Below are 23,572 nucleotides of genomic sequence, written 5' to 3' on the forward strand. Positions count from 1 at the left end.
ATTTCTGATTTTCTAAAAGCTTACCTCTGAATTTTGTCGGCAAAAACTCCATTGCGATATCCGCAGCAAAAAACAAGTGAGTCAAAATTCCGATTGCGTATGTAGCAATAGAGATGAATCAAATTTTTATTTCTGATTTTCTAAAAGCTTACCTCTGAATTTTGTCGGCAAAAACTCCATTGCTATATCCGCAGCAAAAAACAAGTGAGTCAAAATTCCGATTGCGTATGTGGCAATATAGATGAATTAAATTTTTATTTCTGATTTTCTAAAAGCTTACCTCTGGATTTTCTCGGCAAAAACTCCTATTGCCATATCCGCAATAAAAGAGAAGTGAGTAAAAATTTCTATCTGGACTTTAGAAAAAATAGGTTAAAAATAAGCTCAAAACCTTATACAGTAATATTTTTACCTTGAATTAACTGTTTTCTTGATCTATCTAGGTTTGAGCTATTTTTAGCACTGTGAGTTATTTCCCTTGCTAATACTTGGTTTGAAGCCATTTTCGACGTAAAAAATCTCAAAGTACCGCTATCTATTGAGTAGAATTGTTATTACAAAAGATTGGTGCTTCTGGAGATATATAAACTGTTCAGATACTCCCCTTTATATGGTAACTGAATTTATACCCGGAGATATCTTATCTGATTTTATCAGAACAGAAGTAATGAATATTTTTAGTGCTGTAAGTTTGACAATAAAACTATTAGATACTCTAAAATATTGCCATCAAATAGGGATAGTACATAGAGATATTAAGCCGGATAATATAATCATCAAAAATAACGACATTAGCACTCCAGTATTAATAGACTTTGGAATTTCTTTCAATAAAGTTGATGAGTATGCCACAGATTTAACACCTACATGGCAACAATTAGGAAATAGATTTTTTCAACTTCCAGAACTTGGAGAAAAAGTAGTTTACAAAGAGATCCCAGGTCAGATATTACACAAATTTGTGGCATTTTGTTTTTTACAATAACAGGAAAATTTCTTCTTTATCTTTTAGATTCTGAAAATGGAAATAAACCACATCAGAGAAAAGAAGCTAAACAAAAATCATCAGCTTCACCTAATTTACCTGAGTCTATACTATCTAAGATCAATAGGGTTTTTGATACAGCTTTTGAGATCAAAATAGATTCTCGTTGGCAGTCTATTCCTGCAGTTATGGAAGCTTTGATAGATATTTTAGAATTAGAAAATTCAGAAGGGAATAAAGCTGAAACTTTTTTAGAAAAAATCAAAAATAAACTATCAAGTGACTCTAATATAGAAAAGAAGTTATTTCGCAAATTAGCTGAAAAAGTTATAGAACAGATTACTCAAGCTGTTAGAAGTTTAGTTTACGAAGACCTAGATTCTAATTATTTTTATGTATGTTATAGAGGAGCTACCAAAAGACTTGGAAGAATAGATTGGGCTAATTTAAAATTCTCACAACAAGTTACAGGTATAAGCTGTGAGTTTTCAAACGAAAACTTTTTTCCGGAATTTCAAGGATATGTTACAGGAAATGAGTTTGTATTAGTTTCAAGCATCAAAGGAAAAAAAGTTGAATTATTAAGGACTTCTCTAATTAGAGAACCAGATTTTACTGATTTTGCGGAACGTCTCAGAAAGTTTTATGCTGAAGGTGTAGAAAGCATAATTTCAAATTAATCTAAAAAAGATAATTTAAACCTGGACTTAACTGTTCTACTTGCAGCAAGTCCAGGATTTTTAGCTAGTGAATTAAGTACATTTTTTTAGCTAATAGCTAGTTAGAGCTTGCTGATTACCCTGAAATAATTTACAGATAGAATCTTTAGCCTTTTTGTAGTGACAAGAGTGCTAGCTTTTCAGCTCATGATCTGCAAAAAGTTAGCCTTTTGACTAGATAAAGGGCGGAAAAATCAATGTATGATTATTCTTCCTCCCTCTTCTATAATTCTCCTGACTCCTGACTCCTGACTCCTGACTCCTAATTAACATTAGTCAAACTCTGGAACTTGCCAGTAAATCTGTTAAAGAACAACTCTAAAACTGTCCGTTTACCAACATTAATATTAGAGTTAATTGCCATACCATTCTGCAAACCAATTTCTAAATCATTTTCATTATCCAGAACAAATGTTTGCCGTTCTAAATCAATTGTTGTTTCAAAAGAAAAATAAGGTCTTCCTGCTTCTTGGTCTGGTGGAATAGCATCATCACTAATAGAAATAACCTCTCCAGTTACAGTTCCAAATTCATTAGCAGGTAAAGCTTCAACTTGCACTTCTACAGGTACACATTCCACATCAGTTAAACCTAACTTTTCTCTATTTTCTTTCAACTCCGGACAAACACATTTTTTACCTGTTTCACATTCAATAATTTCCCCATCAGCTAACTCTTGGTCATGATAAGGTTCTAATTTTTTCCGTTTATCATTTAAAGCTTTTAACACCAAAGCAACATCCTTATTCTGAATGTAAACTACTGCCTCCAAACCTTCATCATCATCTAATACTGTCACTAAAGGTTGAGTTTGTTGCGCCTCATAAGAAGCATCTTCACATCTTGTTGGTTGAATATCCCCTGGTTTTAAAACTTCATTAATTACATATTGACAAATAGGGTCTGTCTTTATATCTAGAGAAGATTCTTCTTTAGTTGTAGGTTGTAAATCAAAAATCACCCCAGAAACTGGTGATTTTAAAACTTGATTATCACGAGCTTCTTCTAACTTTTCTATCTGAGCATTAACCTCAGTTAGTCGCTTATTATTTTCTAGTTGTAAGCGAGTAAATTCAGAATCTATTCTGGCAATTTCTCTACCTTTATTTTCGGCAATTCTGGCATAAAGTTCTCTTGCCCAAGCATCTCTTGTATTTTTTAATTGTTCTTTGGTTCTACTAATGGATACATTTAAACGCTGTTGTTCTAATCTAGCACGTTCTACTTCTGCCTGACGCGCTTTAACTTCTCCTTCCCTGGAATTAATATCTGCTTCCCTAGAATTGATTTCACCCTCGCGAGTATTTACTTCTCCTTCAAATGTGTTTATATCTGCTCTCCGAGAATTTACTTCTCCTTCTCTGGCATTAATATCTGCTAACCGGCTGTTAATTTCTCCTAATCTAGTATTTATTTCTGCTGCTCTTGATTGTATCTGGTCTTGTTGTCTTAATATCTCACTTTCCCCTCGGAATACTTCTTGTTCCTGACGTTTTTTTTGTAGTTCAGCGATCGCTCCTTCTTCTACTAAAGGCGATATTTGTCCGAGAATTTCTTCGTTAGAACCTAATACTTTTTCTGATTTACCTAATTGTCCTTTGGCTAGTTCTAATTGTTCTTGAGAATACTTTAATTGTTCCTGAGTATTTTTCAGTTGTTCCCTAGCAAATTTAAGTTGTTTTTCTGTATTATTTAATTGCTCATAAGCATAAGTTAGCTGTTGCTTACTATTGTTTAATTGTTGTCTGGCATATTGTAATTGTTGTCTGGCATATTGCAATTGTGTTTGAGCTACTCTTAGTTGTTCTATTGCTGCTTCTTCCTCTTTTTCTGCTTGTTGAAGTTGTTTTTCTAGCTCTCTAATTTGTAATTCTACAGCACCTACACGAGAATTATATTCAGCCTTGTAATTGATATATAATCCTTGTAAACTTGGGTCAATATTTACAAAACCACCTCTGTTTAAGTACAGTTCATCAATTAAAGTGCGGTACGCTTGATTTTCTGATACTCTAGTTTGTCTTTCTTGAGCAAGTTTTTGTAAGTCTGGAGGTAAAGCTGTAGGAACTTTACCATTTAATACCTCCTTATAAAATTCATTTTCTCTTTTGAGAGTTTCTCTTAACTTAATTGCCGAACCTAAATCTGCACTGGGAGCAGTGGGACTAAAAGTTAATAATGGTTGATTTTTTTCTACGCGATCGCCATTTTCTACATGAAGTCTAACTACATTCCCACTTGTAGGAGCTTGGACATCTATTGAACCATCTTTAAGTTCCAATTGACCTGTTGCAGGTACAGCTTGATCAATCTCGGCAAAGTAAGCCCAGATTATTGCTGAACTGGTCATTAACATAATCATCCAGAGAAATAGCCTAGATAATATAGCTGGTTTCTCTAAAATTACTGGTTGTTCGTTTAGTGATACTGATTTATCTTGCATTTTAAATAATAGGGAATAGGGAAAAATTGATAATTGATAATGGATAATTGATAATTATTTAGTTTGAAGATTCTTGTACTAAATCAAAACTTTTGCATTTCTCTTATCTAAAATAAATAGTACAAAGTTTAGTATTTTAATTCATTATCCATTATCCATTATCCATTATCCATTATTAATTACTGTTGAGCTTCTTGTTGTTGATAGAGACAGAAATAACGTCCTTTTACTGCCATTAATTCGTCATGAGTTCCCTGTTCTACAACCGAACCTTTATCCATCATAATGATAGTATTGGCATTTTTTACTGTTGTTAAACGGTGAGTAATAAAGAAAACTGTTGTATTGCCAAAAGCCTCAGCTAAATTCTCACTAACCTGACGTTCTGAACTATAATCTAAGGCGCTAGTTGCTTCATCTAAAATCAACAATTTAGGGTTTTGTAGAACTGTCCGAGCAATTGCAATTCTTTGCCTTTGCCCCCCTGATAAAGAAGCACCTCTTTCTCCCACCATTGTGTTATATCCACTAGGCAAATTCATAATAAATTCATGGGCAACTGCTATCTTAGCAGCCCGAATAATTTCATCAGTTGTTGCATCTGGATTTGTCAAAGCAATATTATCTTGAACCGTACCATTAAATAGGAGAGTATCCTGTAAAACCACTCCAATTTGACGACGTAAAGAATATAATTCTACCTTTTGAATATCGTATCCATCAACAAAAATTCGACCGGAAAGTGGAGGATATAAACGCTGTAATAATTTCATTAACGTACTTTTTCCCGAACCACTCAAACCCACAATGCCAACAAAATAACCCGCAGGAAATTCCAAATTTATATTTGCTAATTGTAGAGGTCCGCTTTGGGTAAATCGGAAGGAAAGTTCCTCAAATTTGACACTACCATCAATTGGTGGCATATCAATATTATTCCTGTCTTCCTCATCTACTTCCGGTTCAGTATCTAAAACATCTCTTAATCGTTCAATTGACATTCCAACTTCTTGGAAACTCTGCCAAACACTAACAAAACGTAGCAAAGAACCTGTCACATTACCAGCAATAATTCGGAAGGCAATTAATCCCCCTACAGATAACTGACCATCAATAACTAAATAAGCACCAACCCATAAAAGTGCTAATCCTGAAAGTTTATTTAAAAAGGTACTAATAGAACTAGAAGTAGTTTGAGTCAGAACAGTATTAAAACTAGCAGTCATAAACTTGGCATAACGAGATGACCATTCCCAACGAGACCGCAGTTCTAAATTTTGTGCTTTAACGGTTTGTACACCATTTAGTACCTCTACTAGGTATGACTGAGAATCTGCATAACGTTCTGCCTTTTTCCGTAGTAGTCTTCTGACAATCGGAGAGTTAATTAAAATAATTCCCGTAAAGAAAGGTACCCCAGCCAAAGCTACCGCCGTCATTATTGGGTTGAGAGCCAACATCACAGCAATATAAATTACTGAGAATACCGCATCCAAAACCACTGTTAAAGCTGTACCTGTCAGAAAATTCCTAATATTAGCTAATTCTCCAATCCTACCTGTCAGATCGCCCACTCGACGATTATCAAAATAGTTGAGTGGTAGACGGAGTAAGTGGTCAATTACCTCAGAGCTAAGTTTGACATCTATGCGGTTAGTTGTATCTACAAATAAGAAAGTTCGTAGACCTCCTAACAAGGCTTCAAATAAAGCCACCAATAACATCAAGATGCCCAGAACATCCAAAGCCTCAATATTCCGTTGCCCCATAACTTTATCGATGATAATCATCGTCATTAGGGGGTTAACCAAACCAAATATCTGGACAAAAAATGAAGCAATCAACACCTCAATAAATACCGTGCGATGCTCCATCAGGGAAGGAACAAACCACCAAAAACTAAACTGTTCTTTCTGTTCGGTTTTTGGTGCTTGGAGTAGTAAAACTTGTCCTGACTCTCCCCAAATCTCCTGGAACTCACCTGGTTTGAGGCGAGTTAATCCGAATTCTGGGCTACCTAATACTATTTCTTGTTCTGTAATGCTATAAAGTACGGCAAAACTATCCTGCCATTGAATCAGAGCTGGTGCTTTGAGGCGAGGTACTGCTGCTGCTGGCACTTGTGCAAGTTGCCCACTTAATCCCATCATTTGGGTAATTGCTCCACAAGCTTGGAGAGAGACCCTACCTGCTGTACGGATCTGATTATCTAATACGCGCCGAATTACATCCCGACGGAACTTCAGACCAAGATGTTTAGCCAACATTTGGAAGCAAGCCAAAGGAGCTGCTATTTCTCCTTTAGCTCGGAAGATTGGATATTTTTTTGATGGGGTATCTTGAACAACTTTTGGTTCTGGGGGACGTGCCGGTGCTTGAGGCACTATCGACATATCCAAGGCAGCTAACCCAGCTTTTTGCTCACCATTTTCTGTTAATTGAGTTTCTCCAACTTCTGCATTGGTCTGTTGTTCAGGAAATCCTAGTATTCTTGCTCCTCTAGATCCTTCTACCTTTAGAGACTTACCTGCTCCATCCAAAACTACTTGGCTACCAGGGGCAAACTCTCCTACTACCCCACTACTCACCAACCATATTTGTGACCCATTTAGAATAGACCCTAGTTCTTGAGTTTTTGTATCTCCTGGGGGCAGATTTACTACTACAGTATTTGAGACAATATTTTGAGATAGCTGTTTAAGGTTAGCATTAACTTCTGCCCTTCTGGCAAATTCTTGGCTTAGTATTTCATAAACCTCACTTACCGCCGGAGTTTCTAGAAAAGCTTTACCAAATTCTGGTTCCGCTTCTAATATGGCGAAGAAATCTGCTGCTGATAGAGTAACTGCAATTAAGTCTGTTGAGGCAAGTGCTGTTTCACAAGGCATTCCCCGTAGCAACCCTGCCCAACCAAGCATTTCTCCTGGCCCAACTAACTTTAAACTGACATGACGTTGGGAGCGCTGGTCATAACCTAAGATTCTTGCCTGGCCTTGATAGATAATTGCTATCTGGGTCGGCATTTTTTCTCTTTCAAATATTGGTTGTCCAGCACGGTAACCGAGTAGTTGACATTTTCCTGTTAATTGTTTTAGAGCATTTTCAGAAAGCAGATTAAATGGAGGTTTTTCTGCTAGAAATTCTTGAACTTGTACTCTTGATATTGTTGAAGAAGTAGCCATTTAGTTTATGGTTTATGTTATTTCACTCTAGATTGGGAGTTACCTGTTAATTTTCCCATCTAGTTAGATAATTAGTAATTAGATATTTATTTGAACTTATCCTTGAATTTTTACATCTGATACCTCTGAACTTAATGGCTTGAGGGTACCTATTTTTCCTATTTGTTCTCGTATCCAATTTTCTAATAATTCGTCCATTAGAGCGCGACGCATTGAATCATCAAGTTGTGCTGGGATAAATTTTTCTAATCTAATAATTACTGTCCATTCTGTTAATGGACGTGGCGTCCAAATCTGACCTGGTTGACTTACTGATAAAATTTTGCCTATAGAGGGGTGTGGTTGACTTAGCGGGACAGGACCTAATAATCCTCCTGTTCGCCCTTCTGGACCTTCAGAATATTGACGAGCAACTTCCGCAAAAGTTTGCTCTCCTTCTACTATGCGAAAGTATAGTTCGTGAGCTAGGCCGGGATTTTTTGTCCGAATTAGAGAGTATACTACTTGGTCTAAGCTGCTCTTACGGGTGAGAAAATATCTTTCTACTTGATTGCTCCAAGTTTGTTGTTTAAATTTTTCTAGTAATATTGGCCTGGTTGCCATTTCTTCTAGTTGTTCTTGGGTCATATTTTGGCTTTTCAGCCATGCTTGTTTAGTTTCGGGGTTATTTAACTGGTATTGGGTCTCAAATTTTTCTAAGGCCGTCTTTTTTTCCTCTTCTGTGCAAGTCAAGTTAGCTATCGCTTGGTCGATTATTACCCCTCGTAAAAAATGAGGCATTAACTGATAACGTTGTAATAACGATGGTATATCTTGGGCTTGCAATAATTTATCACCGATTTGAAATAATCCTGTCATTTTTTATATCTCCAACTGACTTGCACTATCCTTTTAATTTAGTCTTCTCTTGAAAGTAGTGGCAAATTAACTTATCAATTCATTTTTTGAGTACATGGACTGAGGCAACCCATGAGTTTTAAACACTACTTATCTAAAGACGTTATTATTTTTATTCACTATATCTATCATATAGAAATTATTTAGGTTCCTTTCTTGATATTATTTATACCGAATTTTTATGGTAAAAACAATACAGGTTTATTCAGGAAAGTTCAGTAAATTTTCAATTCAGTTTTGGTAAGGAAAGTTCAGTTTTATTCAGGAAAGTTCAGTTTTATTCAGTGCCGTGTTAAACAAGGTAAGGGTATTCGTAGTTTGATTCCAAAGATGGTGAATTATTTCAACAATCACAATACTTTGAACTCTTGACCATTGTTCTTGTTGGTAAAGAGCACTAACCGCCTGGGGGCACTGCCCAAACAAGTTACTTCTTGAGGACAATGATGTCCTTTTTCTATTCTTCAAGCTACTTGAGTATGGAATTTCCTATCTATTATAGTCTTTCAGCAAAGATCCAAAATCGGTTCTATAGAAGCCATTTGGTATCTATTTAACAAGTTGCAAGTCTAATACCCATTAGGGTTTTATGATTCTGGCAGTCATTTTTCATAATTTTTCGGTTTTCTGAAGCCTGATATTTGTTAGGCTTTTTAAAACGGGTTTCCTGAAGCCTTTGTATTTTAAGAAAAGATACGCTCAGGGGTTCTATAGTTGCTTTAGGTTGTTCCTGATCGCTTGATATTTATCAGTAGTCAAGTCAAATTAATTGTATATTTGGTACTACCCTTAATTAAGTAGGCTAAATTATTCTCAATTTACTTAGTCATATAAAAGTAGATTTTTTACCCTATTCCCTTAAAAAGGTTAAATTAATTTTCCACAGATACTTAGTCTGATTTTTTTTTATAGAATATACAATTTTTACCTTAATGACGTCTTGTAGTTTTGAGTTTTTTCTCTACTAGTAGAAGCTCACTCTTAAGTTATAACGCTCTCAATATAGGTAAAAATATATGCTTATATATCTATAGTTTTACTACTATCTAAGTGATTCTTTTTTTTGCTCTGCTTGTTATCAATATGTTAATCCAAAATATACTTTTGCCATATCATAACATCATCTGACTACTAAATTTTTCATTTAAAAATGCTATAATTGGGTTTAATTTTAACTCCAAATCTCGTTAAATGGTGTAAATACTGCCATCCATTCTGGGGGAAATTTGGGAAGTTACCAAGCCCAAAAACCGATGTTGTATTTATTTGTGAAGTATTGTTTGACACTTGTTTTTTTGAGGAAGGTTTTTACTTCGTTGGTGTTGACTTGAAATAGGTTGATTAGATGTGGGTTTTCTTGGGTAAAGTTTTGATAGGTTATGTTGGAGTTTCTGTGAGGAGTGCTGATAATTTTGTTGATGATATAGCAATGTGTGCTGGCATATTTACACATTATTTTTTGTACACCTTTTCGCTTATTGCACTTTGAACTGGGCCTTGTAAATACCTGAGCGCTCATTACTATAAAGAGAATATTTGTAGTTTCTATTGATCTAAGTGTTGCTCTTACTCCTTCTCCTATTCCTAATTCTCCTTTGACAAAACCTGCAATATTAATTCCTAGTTTTTGAGGGGGAGTTGGAGTTGGTGAAGGTAGAGTTGTATCTGACATTTTTTCTGGCGTTTTGGAAATTTTGTTTTGTTTTGCCTTTCTTCCTTGTTATTTCTGTAAAAACAAAGTTTTGTCTGAGAATTGTTCAAATTTTTGAGGATATTTTTCTATTGCTATGGAGTTTCTTGATTCCGGTTGTAAAATGGAATTTTGTTTGAGAATTGTTCAAATTTTTGACTATATTTTGGGATTTGTCTAGAGTTTGCACCTTCCCTCTTGCTTCCTTCTTCTTCTTTGTTAAAAATTTTGAAATAATCCTGATTTTTCGGAGAGTTTGTCGCAGATTTTCTGCATCGTATTTCAAGAGTTTAACAAAATGCTGGAGAGATTTTTTTGTTTGTTAATAGATGGAGTGATGAGTAAATTAGTGTACAGATTGAGATGAAATTTTTGGGCAATGATTTGGAGAGATTTGACTGTATATATAGATATATATTGAACTTCGTTTAGAGCATAGTACCAGCACTAGTTAGGTTTGGGGTTGTTTGGTGGTAATATTTCTGTGCTGAAGAGGATATTTCAGGAGTAGTTTAATATTTCTTTGATTTCCGCAATGGGATTAACTAAATGTTCTAGGACTTCAAAAGCAGTAACTGATTAATATTTTTGGTTTGGGGTAGCTTTTAAGTTTTGTAGAAAGAGATGTTTACAGTATTTGTCTTGCCAATAAAATTTGTATTTGATGTCGCACATCAATCTGGTAAATAAACCCTATCTCCAGCAAAGTCTAGGAATTTTCCCTCTGAGTTGAAGAGTTTATCGATAATATTTTTTGTGATTTGAGATAATATCATATTTCTCAAGATTAAGCCTTCATCACTAGAGGCGATCGCTTCGGTATAAGCTTCGGTTAACCAGTAGGGATATTCTGTTTGGATAAAGTTCCAGTTTTGACATTGGAAGTAGTCGATTTTGTATTTTTTGTTGAGGATGTAAACTTGAGAAAATTTTAAGGAGATATAGTCACATAGTTTTGCATTTTATCATTTGCTTGGATCTTAGTTTGTTGATAGTTTTAATATGTATAGCAATCAGGAATGAAGTGTGAGAATTTTACTGTTCCCTATTCCCCATTCCCTGCGCCCTAAAAGTCTTCCATCTCTCACAACTTAAATCATATTACTATATATTAGCAAGTCTAAAATGTTTGACTATTTATATATAGATACGATGAGTGCTTTTGCGGAAAGTTATCTCTGACTACCTCGGCTTTTTAATGTTGGCAATTCTCTCAAAAATTGACTATATATTATAGATGTGCCGGGAAAATTTGCCTAATTTTTTGATTTTCAAGAGTAGACTTGATAATTTCTTAGTTCGACTCATATTTTTCTGAGCAAAGGTTTAGTTGCCTCCGATTTTCTCTGACTGTGAGGTATTAATTATGGATGAGTTACTTCGGAACATAGACTGATTTTTACTAAATAACTAACAAATTGCCTTATACATATAATGGATAATGGATTGATAAATTTATTTCACTACCAGGAAAACTTTCAATTAGATCTAATGACTCCAGCTAAATTTTATTTTTCAGAAACTTCTGTTCACCAAGAATTACTCAAATTTATTCCCGCTGATGCTAAGGTTGTTTTAGAGTTAGGTTGTGGTAATGGCACAATTGCTTCTCAATATAAACAAATTAATCCTCATTGTCATTATATTGGTATTGAATCTAATCCAGAGTTAGCTAAAAATGCTACTCCACAAGTAGATAAAATTTTAGTGGGAAATATCCAAGAAAATATTTCTACTTTCAATATCTCTCCAAAAACCGTAGACTGTCTGATTTATGGTTTAAATTTAATGGGTATGTCTAACCCAATTGAAATTTTGAAATACTGTCAAACTTGGTTAAAAAATGATGCTCAAGTCTTGGCAATAATACCAAATGTACAGTATTGGCGCAGAATTATTAATTTGTTGAAAGGTAACTGGGAATTTTCGGAAATAATTCGACATTGGTTTACTCTAGAAAGTCTCAAATCATGTTTTGCTACAGCAGATTTACAAATATATGAAGTACAAACTCGTGGAGAAAAGGGAGAAGAGTTTGAAAAGTTTCTCCAACTTACCCAACCTCTGCTTGATGCTTTGGGTTTAGATGAAAAAAAGTTTGCTACTCAGACAGGTGCTGAATATTTCATTGTACGCGCTATCAACTCTGCTATCCCTCCCCGTAGGTTGTTAATTCAAACTATAATTATGGACTCGAAAGTTTGTGGTACTGTCAGAGTTTTAGAACCTGATAAGTTTAGTGCTACTATTCCTGGGATCAGAACTATTTCTACTGTTAAAACTGCTGACTTGAATGTTGGGTTACCTCAAGAGGAAAAGGTGTTTATTTGGCAACGCACAATTTTAAATTATCCCTCTGACTTCCATAAACTTAAGTCTTTGCTGGAAAAGAATTATCTGATAGTAGCTGAAATTGATGATAATCCTTTACGTCGTCCTGAATATGCGGAAAATAATTATCTTAGTTATCGTGGGTGTCACTGTGTTCAAACTTCTACTGAGTCTCTAGCTAAATTTTTACGCCAATATAACCCAAATGTGGCGGTATTTCAGAATCAGTTGGCCAGAATACTACCTCTATCTGAGCATGGTTTTACCAAAAATAGTTACCTTAGCATATTTTTCGGAGCTGTTAATAGGGAGGCAGACTGGCAAGAAATTATGCCAATAATTAATCAAATTTTGTCAGATTATCAAGATAAAATTAGGGTAAAGGTAATCCATGATAAGTTATTTTTTGAAAGTTTAAATACAGCGAATAAAGAATTTTATCCATTCTGTAGTTATGATAAGTATCTGGAGATTCTTGGAAGTTGTGATATTGGTTTATTACCTCTAAATGACAACCAAACTAATCAAATGAAATCAGACTTAAAGTTTGTCGAATGTGCAGGTTATGAAGTTGCTATGCTTGCTAGTCCAACAGTTTACCAAAATTCAATTGTTGATGGTGAAACAGGTTTAATTTATAATTCTTTGTTAGATTTTGACAGAAAATTTAGACAACTTATAATCGATCAAAATCTCCGAAAAAAAATAGTAACTAACGCTTATGATTTTGTCAAAAATAATCGTTTATTTTGTCAATATTATCGTCAGCGTCGAGATTGGTATCTACAAATGCGAGATGAATTACCACGTTTAAATCAAGAGTTAAAAAATCGTGTTCCAGAACTGTTTTCTTAAGCTAAGGAATAAGGAAGAAAGCTTAAATTTCCTATAGATGAATGTTGAGGTTTACACAAAAGATACCAGTAGAGATGGTACAGCGGTTCCCATTTTTATAAGGTAAACCCAAATGCGGGCTGCATGATTTTCACCATTCACCTTGTACATCATTTGCCCGAAATATACTGTATCATCTTCAACTAGAGCAGAAATCTTTCTAAACTATCTTCTTTCCTGACTTCTAACTCTTAAATTATCCATTATCCATTATTAATTATCCATTATCAAATGCGAATATTATTTACAATTGCTCATTTTTTTAACCCTGAAGGTAGCGGACAACATGGTTCTTTACGAAAAGACCCACAAACACGGCGTATAGCTTTAACTACCTGTTTGACTTCATTGAAAGCTTTATACGGTAAATCTCAATATCTAATTGATATTGGTAAACATAAGGCTATTCCTGCCAATCAAGATAACAGTTATGATCTTGATATTATTGTTTGTACAACTAAAGGTTTTCACCTATTATCTCAGATTCCTTTGTCTTCAGATTTTCTGATGCACCATAATACTAATGTGGAACCTATGCTATTAGGATTTGAATGTCAAGCGGTACTGAAATCATGTCTAGGAAAGTATGATTATTATTGTTATTTAGAAGATGATTTAGTTCTACACGACCCTTGGTTTTTTGTCAAATTGAAATGGTTTAATCACCATACAGGAAATGGTAATTTACTTCAACCTAATCGTTATGAAATTTCACCTTTGGGGGCTGTGCCAAAAGCTTATGTAGATGGAAATTTAAAACCAGAAATAACAGCTAAATTTCAAAATATCCGGGAGAAACCTCAGCTTAAGGGAAAAATTATGGAAAAGTTGATTACTTTTAATAGAACTCTTAACCCCCATTCTGGTTGTTATTTTTTGAATGCTGAACAAATGGCAGAATGGGCTAGTAAACCTTATTTTTTGGATAGAGATACAAGTTTTATTGGTCCTTTAGAAAGTGCTGCGACTCTGGGAGTTATGCAGACTTTTAGAGTTTATAAACCTGCTGCTGATTATGCTAGTTTCTTGGAAATTCAGCATTTTGGTACTATGTTTTTAAGTTTAATTGGTAATCAAATATCAGTGTTGGAAAGACAAGTTAAGAGTAAGGAAGAAAATTAGACTAAAGCTAAAAATCAAGTCAAAGAATAAATAAAAAGAGAAACTAATTAGGATATTTAAAAAATGAAAGAGTTTCAGTAAATTTATCCAATGCCGCTATTCTCAGTCGGCCAGCTTCGCTCTAGTGCAGGATGACGGAAATAAGTGACCAGTAACAAAATACTCAAAGCCTTACCAATCAAAACTTCTGACTGTCTTGAGTGTGTCTTACATTCTGAGGGGACCTCAGAATTACACACTCGCTTCTGAATTCTGAATTCTGACTTCCGCGTAGCGGTACTAGCCGTAATTAGTCTAAACTCCAGTTATTCAACAAACCCTATATTACAGCACTATGCATTAAGGTTAAGAGATTTCTAAATCCTGTTTGCGCAGCATTCCGTAGGAAAACCTTTTCACAATCTGCTATTCCCTATTCCCTAGCGCGTAGCGCTATAAGAAAAAAAAAGAGGAGTGATTAAAAATGAATCACAACCTCATATTGTTTTTTAATACATAGTATTAGATGATTAAAATGTCGCTTTGAAGGAGATTTGGAGTACCGTTGAGGCGAGCAATAGTAATAACATCACTTAGATCCTCTGGACCAGCACTACCACTAGGATCGTACTTTAATAGACCTGAACCAACTAGAGTTGGGCTTTCTCCGTCTGGTACTTCAGCACTAGGATCGGCTACTGGGTTACGCTCGTAGATAATTAAAGGAGTTGTACCCAGACCACCAGCACCATTTTCATAGTTGTTGCCAGGATCAATAGAAACAAAATCAGCACTAGCAATAACTGAACCTTCGCTCGAGTTAGCTAAATTAAATCCATCATCAAGAATTAGTATTCGGTCGTCAGCAGGATCGAAATCTGTGATAACACTATTTTCAGTGACATCCATCTCAACAGCAAAATAAGCAAAACTATCGTTTCCTTCACCACCAATTAATGAGTCGCCCGTACCATTTAGACCTGCTGCGATATAGTCGTCACCAGCACCACCGACAATAGTATCGGTACCACCACGGCCAAATATAACGTCATCCCCTGCACCAGCAACAATACTATCGTTTCCTGTTTCATCTGTCCCACCACCAACAATGGAGTCATCACCTGCTCCAGTAACTAGGGTGTCATCTGCATCACCACCACTTAAGGTGTTACTACCTTGAGTATCTTCTATAAGGAAGGTTGCTGTACCTCCACCCTGAGCTGCTATGATAGTATCATTACCCTGTGTGTTACCTATTAACTCATCGCTAGTTCCACCAAACTGGATAAAGTCGTTACCTGTACCACCATCGAAGAAGTTCGATACACCGGGGCTTGAACTACCCAACAGTCTGTCGTTACCCGCACCACCAATCAGAGTGACTTCAATAGCAGCACCACCGGAGGCATCGGTACTGATGCCTGTAGCATCAATAGTGTCGTTGCCAAGACCCCCATCAACGCGGTTAAAGATACCACTCAGGCTATCATTGCCCAAACCACCAATCATGGTATCTGTAATAAAGCCTGATTGTATAGTATCGTTACCTTCTCCTCCATCTAGTCTGTTTTGACCAGAAAAACCTGCAGTCTCAACAGCTACACCATTAGGGCTAAATTTACCTTCGTTTTCTTCAAGCAAGCCTGTAACAATTAAGTCATCACCTTCACCACCACTCAAAGTATCCCTTGCAGCTTGACCATGAAGGGTATCGTTGCCATCTCCACCATCTAAATAATTTCTACCATCACCAAATTCCCCTACTGCCCCTTGAATCAGATCGTTACCTGCACCACCTAGGAGAGTAGACCTTAGTATTGGAACTAAAACCGTAGCCTCAGAATCAACAGGAGTACCTGTCGTTTCCTGATTCAAGCTAATAACTGTATCATTACCGCTATCTCCACTTACACGGACTTGGTTACCTAAAGAATATAATGTATCATCATCTTTACCACCATATATAGTATCGCGATCGCCAAAACCAACAACTAAATCTGCGTCTCGGTTTGCAGATATAAAGTTATCATTTTGACCTGTATCACCCGTAAATGTGGGTAATGTATCGAAGTCTAGGGTACTTACTACTTCCGGACTAAAGGTACTGATAGTATCAGATCCCCTACCACCATAGAGGCTATCTCTTGCACCTACAAGTAAGATATCATTACCTTGATTGGCAGAGTACCAGTTATCTCCAATCAAACCTCGGAGAAAGTCATCTCCAGCACCCCCATAAAGGCTAGTTCGGGAAACAGCTACTAAGGTATCATTACCTGCATCTCCAAATCCAAAACCTGCTGCAGCTTGGAATTCTAAGGAATCATCTCCATCCCCACCTTCGAGAGTGTCAGCTTGACCAGAATTATCAAGACCAGATGGACCTCTAGATACTAAAGTATCGTTTCCATCTCCACCTCGAACTAGACTACCTCCTAGGGTAGAAGTCAATATTAGGTCATCTCCACCAAGAGCATTAATTGTATCAGGGCTCGGATTTCCTTGTTCATCCTGATCGTAACGATCATCTTGGTCAGTTAGTGTTACCATACCGTTTCACTCCTCTACATCTATAAATTTATGGTCAATTGTTCTATTTGGTTATACTACTCAGAACACCAGTAATTTTATATTCGGCTGTAGTTTAACCTGTTTATCTAGAATAAGTCTAGCCTTTTAACTACAAAAATTATCAGCCCAAAATGGGCCTAATTATGTGCCTGTGAGTTTACCATTATTGACTTTGAAGTACAACTTGGTGTTGATTCTCAGGCAAAACATTTTTAATGATTGATTATAGTATGAACATTATCGGAGGACGGGTTTAATTAATTTTAGGTTCCCAGATATAATGGTCAATTTTCAGGTATCTAGAATTTTGAGAAGGTTAGAGATGTTTTTTTCTCCATACCTACAGTAGCTGGTAGACTACGATTAGCAATTTGATTAATTAGTTCCAAATGTTTTTCTAATAAGTCTGAAAGTTGGTATCTTTCTAAAACAGTTCGGCGTGCTTTTTCTCGTATTTCTGCCATGCGAGTTGGATGGTCTAAGACTTCATCAACACGGTCAGCTATTTGCTTGGGAGAGAAGAAGTCTACTAATAGGCCATTTTCTCCATCTTGAATAACTTCCCTAACTGGTGCTGTGTCTGAACCGACAATTAAGCAACCAGTGGATAGGGATTCAATCATTGACCATGACAGCACGAAAGGTCTGGTTAGGTAAATGTGAACATCTGATGCTTGAATGACTTTCAAATATAGTCCATAGGGCAATGACCCAACAAAATGAACTCTTGATAAGTCCAAGGGGATTTTTTCTAGCATCTCTTGTTTGTAAGTTTTACCATTAGGTAAAGATTTACCATAGCAAACTCTTTCGGAACCGACTACTACTACATGACAATTGGGCCTCCTTTCTTGAATATAGGCGATCGCTTCGATAAATTCTGGAAAACCGCGATATGGTTCCATTCCCCTTGCTACATATGTAACGAGTTCATCTACTCCAGACAAGTCTAGATTGGGCAGTACGAGTTTTGCCCCAGGATTTGGTTTGAAATATTCGGTATCTACTCCATCATGAAGTACGGATAGTTTGCTTTGAAGTTCTTTGGGAAATTGAGAACGTTGCCAATATGTGGGAGATAATCCCCAATCACAAGAGTACAAGTCTATTAATATGGGGGCATTTTTAACCCTTATTCTGGCCATATCATCTACTGTCAGAGGTTCTGCGGGGTCAAAATCTGCATCAGACCCCTGAGAATGATAGAACCATTCAAAGTAGCAAAGAAGGGGAGTATCTGGAAATGCTTCTTTGACAAATAAGGTCGGTCCCCAACCAGAATGACCGCAAATTACGTCTGGCACAAATCCTTGGGATTTTAGTTGGTCTGCCATTCTAAATACTGCTTGTCCATAAATTACTGCACTTTCTAAGGGGCGAACATAATGGTGGGTTTCTGGGCGGGGTTCACGACTGGGGTTAAATAGTGCTTTATAAACTCCAGGTATTTTCCATTCTGGCCGTTCGTTTTTTGTACCGAAGACAACTTTATTTTCTGGGTTAGCTCCTAGAGCAGTAATAATATGACGATATTGTGCTGGAAAATTCGGGTGCAGAAATAAGGCTTTCATAAGTTTGGTGATTGTAGTTTAATACTAATTAGGGTTTGCTGAAAAAGTCTTATGAGTGAAGGTAAGAGTCAGGTAGGGGAGCCGTCGGATTGGCTACGTAAAGGAGAAAAGGGAATTATAAATAAGGTAGAAGTAATAAATTGTTCCTTGATTTTTCCGCCCTTGTTTGCTTAAAATAATTAGTCTTTTACCTCAAGCGACCGAAAAGCTTACACTTTTTTAGCTTCAAAAAAGCACTTACCTTTATTTGTAAATACTTTAGAGAGTTAATCAGCAAGCCCTAATTATTAATTGTTAATTATTAATTATTAATTATTCTGAGGTGCTTGGCAAATCCACACACAATCTCTGGGAACTGAGTTAGTATCTTTATGAATAATTTGGTAATTAAGATGGGAGAGAAATTTTTCCATTATTGTGTCGGTCATTACTGAGTGGGCGGTGCCACTTCGTTTACCCATCAGATTTTTATCCCAATCTTTGAGAAATCTTTGCCAACCTAGATCGCTGAGAGTATTTGTATGGTGAAATATGCAAAGTTTTTGCCCTTTTAGTTTTGCCGGAATTTTAGTTAAGTAATTGAAAATATCTCTGGGTTCTAAATGCACCATTGTGTCGTAGCAAAAGCAAATATCTGCGACTTGAGACTCTATTTTATTTAATGTTATTCCGTCAAGTTTTACATATTTTATTCTATCTTCACCTAGTCTATTTTTAGTGGCATTTAACATGGAATTGGAAATATCAGCACATATTAATTTTTGGCAATATTTAAGTAACAATGCTGCGGTTCTTCCCCCACCAATTCCTATTTCTAATACTGTATCTTTTGGTTTGACATAAGGTACGATGAATTTTTCTTCTATTAATTTTTCATACTCTGCTAATGAGTGTGTGGCTCCGGCTGCTTTACCTATCCATTCATCTCCTATGTGAATTAATTCTGGGTAATTTTCTTGCCATTTTTTCGCATATTCTTCCCAGGCTTTTTCGTAATCAATAGTCATAGTATATATCTATATTTTGTAAGTTTGTTATTTGTAATAATTCCGCCTTCAGCTATCAGCTAATAGGTATCAGCCATTTTTTTTGTGTAATGAAAGCTTTATTAATTGAGTTATAATTAAAATACTACTACAAAAGTTGTATTTTTTGACTTTAAAATATATTTTAATTGAAACTCCTTTTTCAAGGATGGAGTATTATTGCTAATAACTGAATGCTTCTAAGTTAATACCAATTTGATAAATGTTTGCTACAAATAACTAGGGTGATTTTTAGGAGTCAGGAGTCAGGAGTCAGGAGTCGCATGGGAATGGCTTCAATACCATTTTTTATGCCGTAAATCATCCTTTTTGTCAAAAATATATCTCCTGTAAAATATTTTTATTTCCCTTACTATTCGTAACATTCTTTTTTCAAAATGGTATAACATAGCAATTATCATACTCATAAGGTACAAAGTTATAGGTTTTAGGGAACTGTAGACAAGAAACAGAAAATCATAAAAGTTAAGTTAACCTCATAAATTTGAGAAAAACAATATTATAAGTTGAACCCTATACATAAAAATTCAGTGTTTTAAGCTTATGAATCTTACTTTTAAATTGATGAATTTTAACTATCAGATGTGCGTCTTACATTCTGTTTGCGACGCGTTTCCGCAGGAAATGGAAACTTCATAATTACTCACTTAATGCATGAATTCCATGAAACGGTATTATTTGACTTATGACTACTTCCTACTGAATTAAGAAGCAATAAAATCTTAAATTTCCTTTTTTTATCCCTTTTAAAAGGGATACTTAGGGTTTGCCGATTAATTTTCAAAGCTTTTATAGATAAAGGCTTGAGTATTGTTTTTTCATCAAAAGTGCTAGCTTTTCGGTCGCTCAAGTTCAAAAAATTAGCATTTTCAGCAAACAAGGGAAGAAAAATCAAATGGCAATTCTTTATTCTAAGTCCTCTATAATTCCCATTTATTCTAATAGCATTGTGAAAAAAGAATGTTACGAATAATAAGGACGATAAAAAGACCTTACAGTAGATGTCTCTTTGATAAAAAAGATAATTTCTGATCTAAAAAATAGTATCGAAGCCATTCCCATGCGACTCCTGACTCCTAAAAAATACCCTAGCTATTTGTAGCAAAAATTTATTGATTTTGTATAACTCCTGACTCCTACCCCTACTCTAAAGACTTTTTCAGCAAACTCAAGATTTTAGTTATTGATTATTAACTAATCTAAGTAATTTATTACCTTTAAAAATTGTTGATAAGCTAGCTCAATACTTAGAAATTAATTTTCATATATTCAAATAATTTTTGATTGTATGGTTGAAAATATTCTACTAATTCTTGATATATTTCTTCGCTTGGTTGTGAGTAACTTCCAGAATTATATTGAAGATATTGTTCTGAATAATATGCAGGTAGTTCTAAAAATTGAAATACTTTGTTCATAGTTTCTTGAGGATGACTAAATAAGTCTTCACTTTTGAGGATGAGAAATTGTTCCTTGGGAAAAATGCTCATCCAATTTTGGATTTGTTGGATATATATTCCCCTTGCTTTATATGTATAATGTTGATGATTAAAACTATAATATGTTCCTGTTTGAACAATTTTTTCTACCTCTTCTTCTAAGCGAGCATCTTCGGCAGCGATCGCTTCTTGTAAACTCAAAGATTCATATCCTAATCTTACTTCATGGTAGTAATGAGAAATAGTTCTTTCTACTGGATTTCTCAAAAGAATAATTAGTTTCATCTTAGGATATTTCTCAAAAACTCTTTGAGCTACTAGAGGATGAAATAAATAGTAAGGACTTGATTCTCCTGTAATCATTCCTGGTTCGAATTCAGGAAATTGTGATCGATACCATTTTAAATCTTTGTCAAAATTCAAGTCAAAATAATGAATCTCATGTTTTAAGGATGGAGAAATTAAAGGATGTTGAATTAAATAGTTATATAAGGAGTTAGTACCACATTTCTGGGCTCCAATTATTAAAAAATGCGGTTGATTGTTGCTGATTTTTATATTTCTATAATTGTGAGATTTTTTATTAAATTTGATGCCAATATATTCATTTAATTTTTGGTCATAAGGTTGGAAGTATTCAATCAAATCATGATATGTTTCTGAGTCAATATTAATTGTTTTTTCCTGCTCAACATCGGGAAAATTATCTATAGATTGTGGTGGTAAATTTAGAAAATCAAATACTTTATTCATAGTTACTTGAGGATGCTCTAATAATTCTTCAGTTTTCAGAATTAAAAGTTGTTCTCTGGGGAAAAATTTTATCCAATTTTCAAGTTGCTCAATATATCTACCACGAGATACATAAGTAAAGTGTTGATGGTTAAAACTACAATAGGTTTCTGTCTCTATAATTTTCTCTACTTCACCTTCTAGGCGATGAGATTCTTGAGCGATCGCCTCTTTCAAACTCAAAGATTCATGCCCTAATTTAATTTCATGTTGATAGTGTTGAATTGCTCTATCTATAGGATTTCTAAGTATAACAATTAACTTGATATGAGGATATAAATTGTAAACTCTTTCAGGAACAAGAGGATGAAATAAATAGTAAGGACTTGATTCTCCTGTAATTAAATTACTATTTTTTGTAGTTTGAAATTGAGCTTGATACCAATTTACTCCTCGATCAAAATTCAAGTCAAAAAAGTGTAATGATGGTTGTTTAGGAGCTACTACTTGAGGATGCTGAAAAAGATACTTATGTAAATAATTTACCCCACATTTCTGGGCTCCAATTATTAAAAAATCAGGTTTTTGAGGCAGGTGTACAAAATTTTTATGTCGGAGAATAGATACACAAAAATCACTTTTTAATCCTCCTGGAATTTCCATGAGAATTTCTTCAATTTCCAACAATAGTCTAATTATTGTTTCTCCTTTAGGGTCTCCTGGAGAAAATTGATTACTGTCTAATAGTTGGTATAATTCGTGAATTAATCCTCCCCCATATTCATTTAAAACTTCTATATGAAAATAATATTTAATGAAGGATAATATAAGTTTTGAACGTACTGCTTCTGAGGGGTCTACTGCAAATACATCTTCAATAGTTGGGCTTTTATATTCTGAAATTTTTACAGATTTAAGACTATCATCAAAGCAATTATATATACGATTAATTAAATCTAATTGAGGCTTTTCATAAATATTGTAGCAATCACCAACATACTCATTTAATATTACATATCCTTGTGGTTTTAGATGATTTCTTATCGTTGATAAACAATGTTCCAATTCTTTAACATGATGTAAAGAACCAAGACACATTATCAAGTCATATTTTTGATTCTCTTTAATCGTAAAAGTATTAAAATCATCTTGATAGAAATTAATTTTAACTCCAGCTTTTTCAGCATCTCTTCTAGCAATTTCTAAAGCTGATTCAGAAAAATCAAAAGCATCAATTTTCTTACAAAAGCCTAACTGAGCCATAAGTATTTCATGATTACCAACCCCACAACCTATAGATAATAAACTATCAAATTTTCTGCCAGCAAAGAAGTCTTCTATTAACCAAGCAAGCCAATATTTTTCTGTTTTACCACCAGATATTCTTTTATTAATAGCTTTTTCAATAATTAAATTAGATATCCATCTATTACTACTGACTAAAGCTGCTTTTGGATTACCTTCCCAATATTTTTGTGCTTGAGTTTGATTATCTAAACTTTTTTCTGACATAATTTTTTCTATTTAGGGAGTAGAGAGTAGGGAATAGGGAATAGGGAATAGGGAATAGGAAGTAGTTAGGAGAAATGGAAATTATAGATTGAGTAGGAGGAATAACTATCTCTTAATTTTTCGGCTCTTATTTGCTCAATAAGTATGAATAAGTATTATTTTTTGTAGCTTTATTGTAAATATTTAGTATTAGCTATTAGCTAAGTAGAGGAAGCTCAAAAAAAGACTATGAATAAGTATTATTTTTTGTAGCTTTATTATAAATATTTAGTATTAGCTATTAGCTAAGTAGAGGAAGCTCAAAAAAAGACGTTGCATATTTAGCCATAAAACACCTGAAGCAACTGAGATAACTGAGTTTGTAGCTAATTTACAATTTGATACATAACGGACAAAATTTACCACGCTCTACTTAGGAGATTTCCTCACATTCAATTCAGTTACGGTTTTAACCAGAGG

Annotated in this window: 12 protein-coding genes; 4 read left to right on the forward strand and 8 right to left on the reverse strand. The window is 34.7% G+C overall.

Features of this window, described 5'->3' with window-relative positions:
* Nucleotides 1-538: 538 nt before the first annotated feature.
* Complete coding sequence (locus tag ACP6PL_RS16080) at nt 539-985, forward strand: protein kinase domain-containing protein (RefSeq protein WP_426546275.1); 447 nt, start codon at nt 539-541, stop codon at nt 983-985.
* Nucleotides 970-1,665 (forward strand): hypothetical protein, encoded by a 696-nt coding sequence (locus ACP6PL_RS16085; protein WP_426546276.1) that lies wholly within the window; start codon nt 970-972, stop codon nt 1,663-1,665. The genes ACP6PL_RS16080 and ACP6PL_RS16085 overlap by 16 nt, the downstream gene beginning before the upstream one ends.
* 301 nt (nt 1,666-1,966) lie before the next feature.
* On the opposite strand, the gene ACP6PL_RS16090 is transcribed toward ACP6PL_RS16085, so the two are convergent.
* The 4 genes from ACP6PL_RS16090 to ACP6PL_RS16105 all read right to left on the reverse strand — a co-directional run bounded on the left by ACP6PL_RS16090 (nt 1,967) and on the right by ACP6PL_RS16105 (nt 9,898).
* Entirely contained in the window at nt 1,967-4,147 is a 2,181-nt protein-coding gene (locus tag ACP6PL_RS16090; RefSeq protein WP_426546277.1) for a beta-barrel domain-containing protein, read from the reverse strand.
* A gap of 179 nt (nt 4,148-4,326) precedes the next feature.
* Nucleotides 4,327-7,329, reverse strand: a complete 3,003-nt coding sequence (locus tag ACP6PL_RS16095; protein ID WP_426546278.1) for a peptidase domain-containing ABC transporter — start codon at nt 7,327-7,329, stop codon at nt 4,327-4,329.
* A gap of 96 nt (nt 7,330-7,425) precedes the next feature.
* A complete protein-coding gene (locus tag ACP6PL_RS16100; RefSeq protein ID WP_426546279.1) occupies nt 7,426-8,187 on the reverse strand; it encodes a peptidylprolyl isomerase in 762 nt (253 codons plus the stop codon).
* A gap of 1,273 nt (nt 8,188-9,460) precedes the next feature.
* Nucleotides 9,461-9,898 (reverse strand): hypothetical protein, encoded by a 438-nt coding sequence (locus tag ACP6PL_RS16105; RefSeq protein WP_426546280.1) that lies wholly within the window; start codon nt 9,896-9,898, stop codon nt 9,461-9,463.
* Between the two features lie 1,509 nt (nt 9,899-11,407).
* On the opposite strand from ACP6PL_RS16105, the gene ACP6PL_RS16110 reads away from it, so the two are divergent.
* Nucleotides 11,408-13,102, forward strand: a complete 1,695-nt coding sequence (locus tag ACP6PL_RS16110; protein ID WP_426546281.1) for a methyltransferase domain-containing protein — start codon at nt 11,408-11,410, stop codon at nt 13,100-13,102.
* Between the two features lie 270 nt (nt 13,103-13,372).
* Nucleotides 13,373-14,263 (forward strand): calcium-binding protein, encoded by an 891-nt coding sequence (locus tag ACP6PL_RS16115; RefSeq protein WP_426546282.1) that lies wholly within the window; start codon nt 13,373-13,375, stop codon nt 14,261-14,263.
* 501 nt (nt 14,264-14,764) lie between these two features.
* On the opposite strand, the gene ACP6PL_RS16120 is transcribed toward ACP6PL_RS16115, so the two are convergent.
* From ACP6PL_RS16120 to ACP6PL_RS16135, 4 genes are all read right to left on the reverse strand, one after another.
* Nucleotides 14,765-16,792: a calcium-binding protein gene (locus ACP6PL_RS16120; RefSeq protein WP_426546283.1), complete on the reverse strand. Its 2,028-nt coding sequence runs from the start codon at nt 16,790-16,792 to the stop codon at nt 14,765-14,767.
* A 320-nt stretch (nt 16,793-17,112) separates the two neighbouring features.
* The gene (locus tag ACP6PL_RS16125; protein WP_426546284.1) at nt 17,113-18,384 is read right to left on the reverse strand and encodes a glycosyltransferase family 4 protein; all 1,272 of its coding nucleotides are present in this window, start codon (nt 18,382-18,384) and stop codon (nt 17,113-17,115) included.
* Nucleotides 18,385-18,692: 308 nt separating this feature from the next.
* Nucleotides 18,693-19,391: a class I SAM-dependent methyltransferase gene (locus ACP6PL_RS16130; protein ID WP_426546285.1), complete on the reverse strand. Its 699-nt coding sequence runs from the start codon at nt 19,389-19,391 to the stop codon at nt 18,693-18,695.
* A gap of 1,286 nt (nt 19,392-20,677) precedes the next feature.
* A complete protein-coding gene (locus ACP6PL_RS16135) occupies nt 20,678-23,113 on the reverse strand; it encodes a sulfotransferase domain-containing protein (RefSeq protein WP_426546286.1) in 2,436 nt (811 codons plus the stop codon).
* Between the last annotated feature and the right edge of the window lie 459 nt (nt 23,114-23,572).

It is taken from the genome of Dapis purpurea BLCC-M126, assembly GCF_050015975.1.
Taxonomy (GTDB): domain Bacteria; phylum Cyanobacteriota; class Cyanobacteriia; order Cyanobacteriales; family Microcoleaceae; genus Trichodesmium.

Excerpts from the sequence above, each read along its gene's own strand:
- ACP6PL_RS16090 (WP_426546277.1), bottom strand. The coding sequence starts at position 4,147 with ATGCAAGATAAATCAGTATCACTAAACGAACAACCAGTAATTTTAGAG.
- ACP6PL_RS16095 (WP_426546278.1), bottom strand. The coding sequence starts at position 7,329 with ATGGCTACTTCTTCAACAATATCAAGAGTACAAGTTCAAGAATTTCTA.
- ACP6PL_RS16100 (WP_426546279.1), bottom strand. The coding sequence starts at position 8,187 with ATGACAGGATTATTTCAAATCGGTGATAAATTATTGCAAGCCCAAGAT.
- ACP6PL_RS16105 (WP_426546280.1), bottom strand. The coding sequence starts at position 9,898 with ATGTCAGATACAACTCTACCTTCACCAACTCCAACTCCCCCTCAAAAA.
- ACP6PL_RS16110 (WP_426546281.1), top strand. The coding sequence starts at position 11,408 with ATGACTCCAGCTAAATTTTATTTTTCAGAAACTTCTGTTCACCAAGAA.
- ACP6PL_RS16115 (WP_426546282.1), top strand. The coding sequence starts at position 13,373 with ATGCGAATATTATTTACAATTGCTCATTTTTTTAACCCTGAAGGTAGC.
- ACP6PL_RS16120 (WP_426546283.1), bottom strand. The coding sequence starts at position 16,792 with ATGGTAACACTAACTGACCAAGATGATCGTTACGATCAGGATGAACAA.
- ACP6PL_RS16125 (WP_426546284.1), bottom strand. The coding sequence starts at position 18,384 with ATGAAAGCCTTATTTCTGCACCCGAATTTTCCAGCACAATATCGTCAT.
- ACP6PL_RS16130 (WP_426546285.1), bottom strand. The coding sequence starts at position 19,391 with ATGACTATTGATTACGAAAAAGCCTGGGAAGAATATGCGAAAAAATGG.
- ACP6PL_RS16135 (WP_426546286.1), bottom strand. The coding sequence starts at position 23,113 with ATGTCAGAAAAAAGTTTAGATAATCAAACTCAAGCACAAAAATATTGG.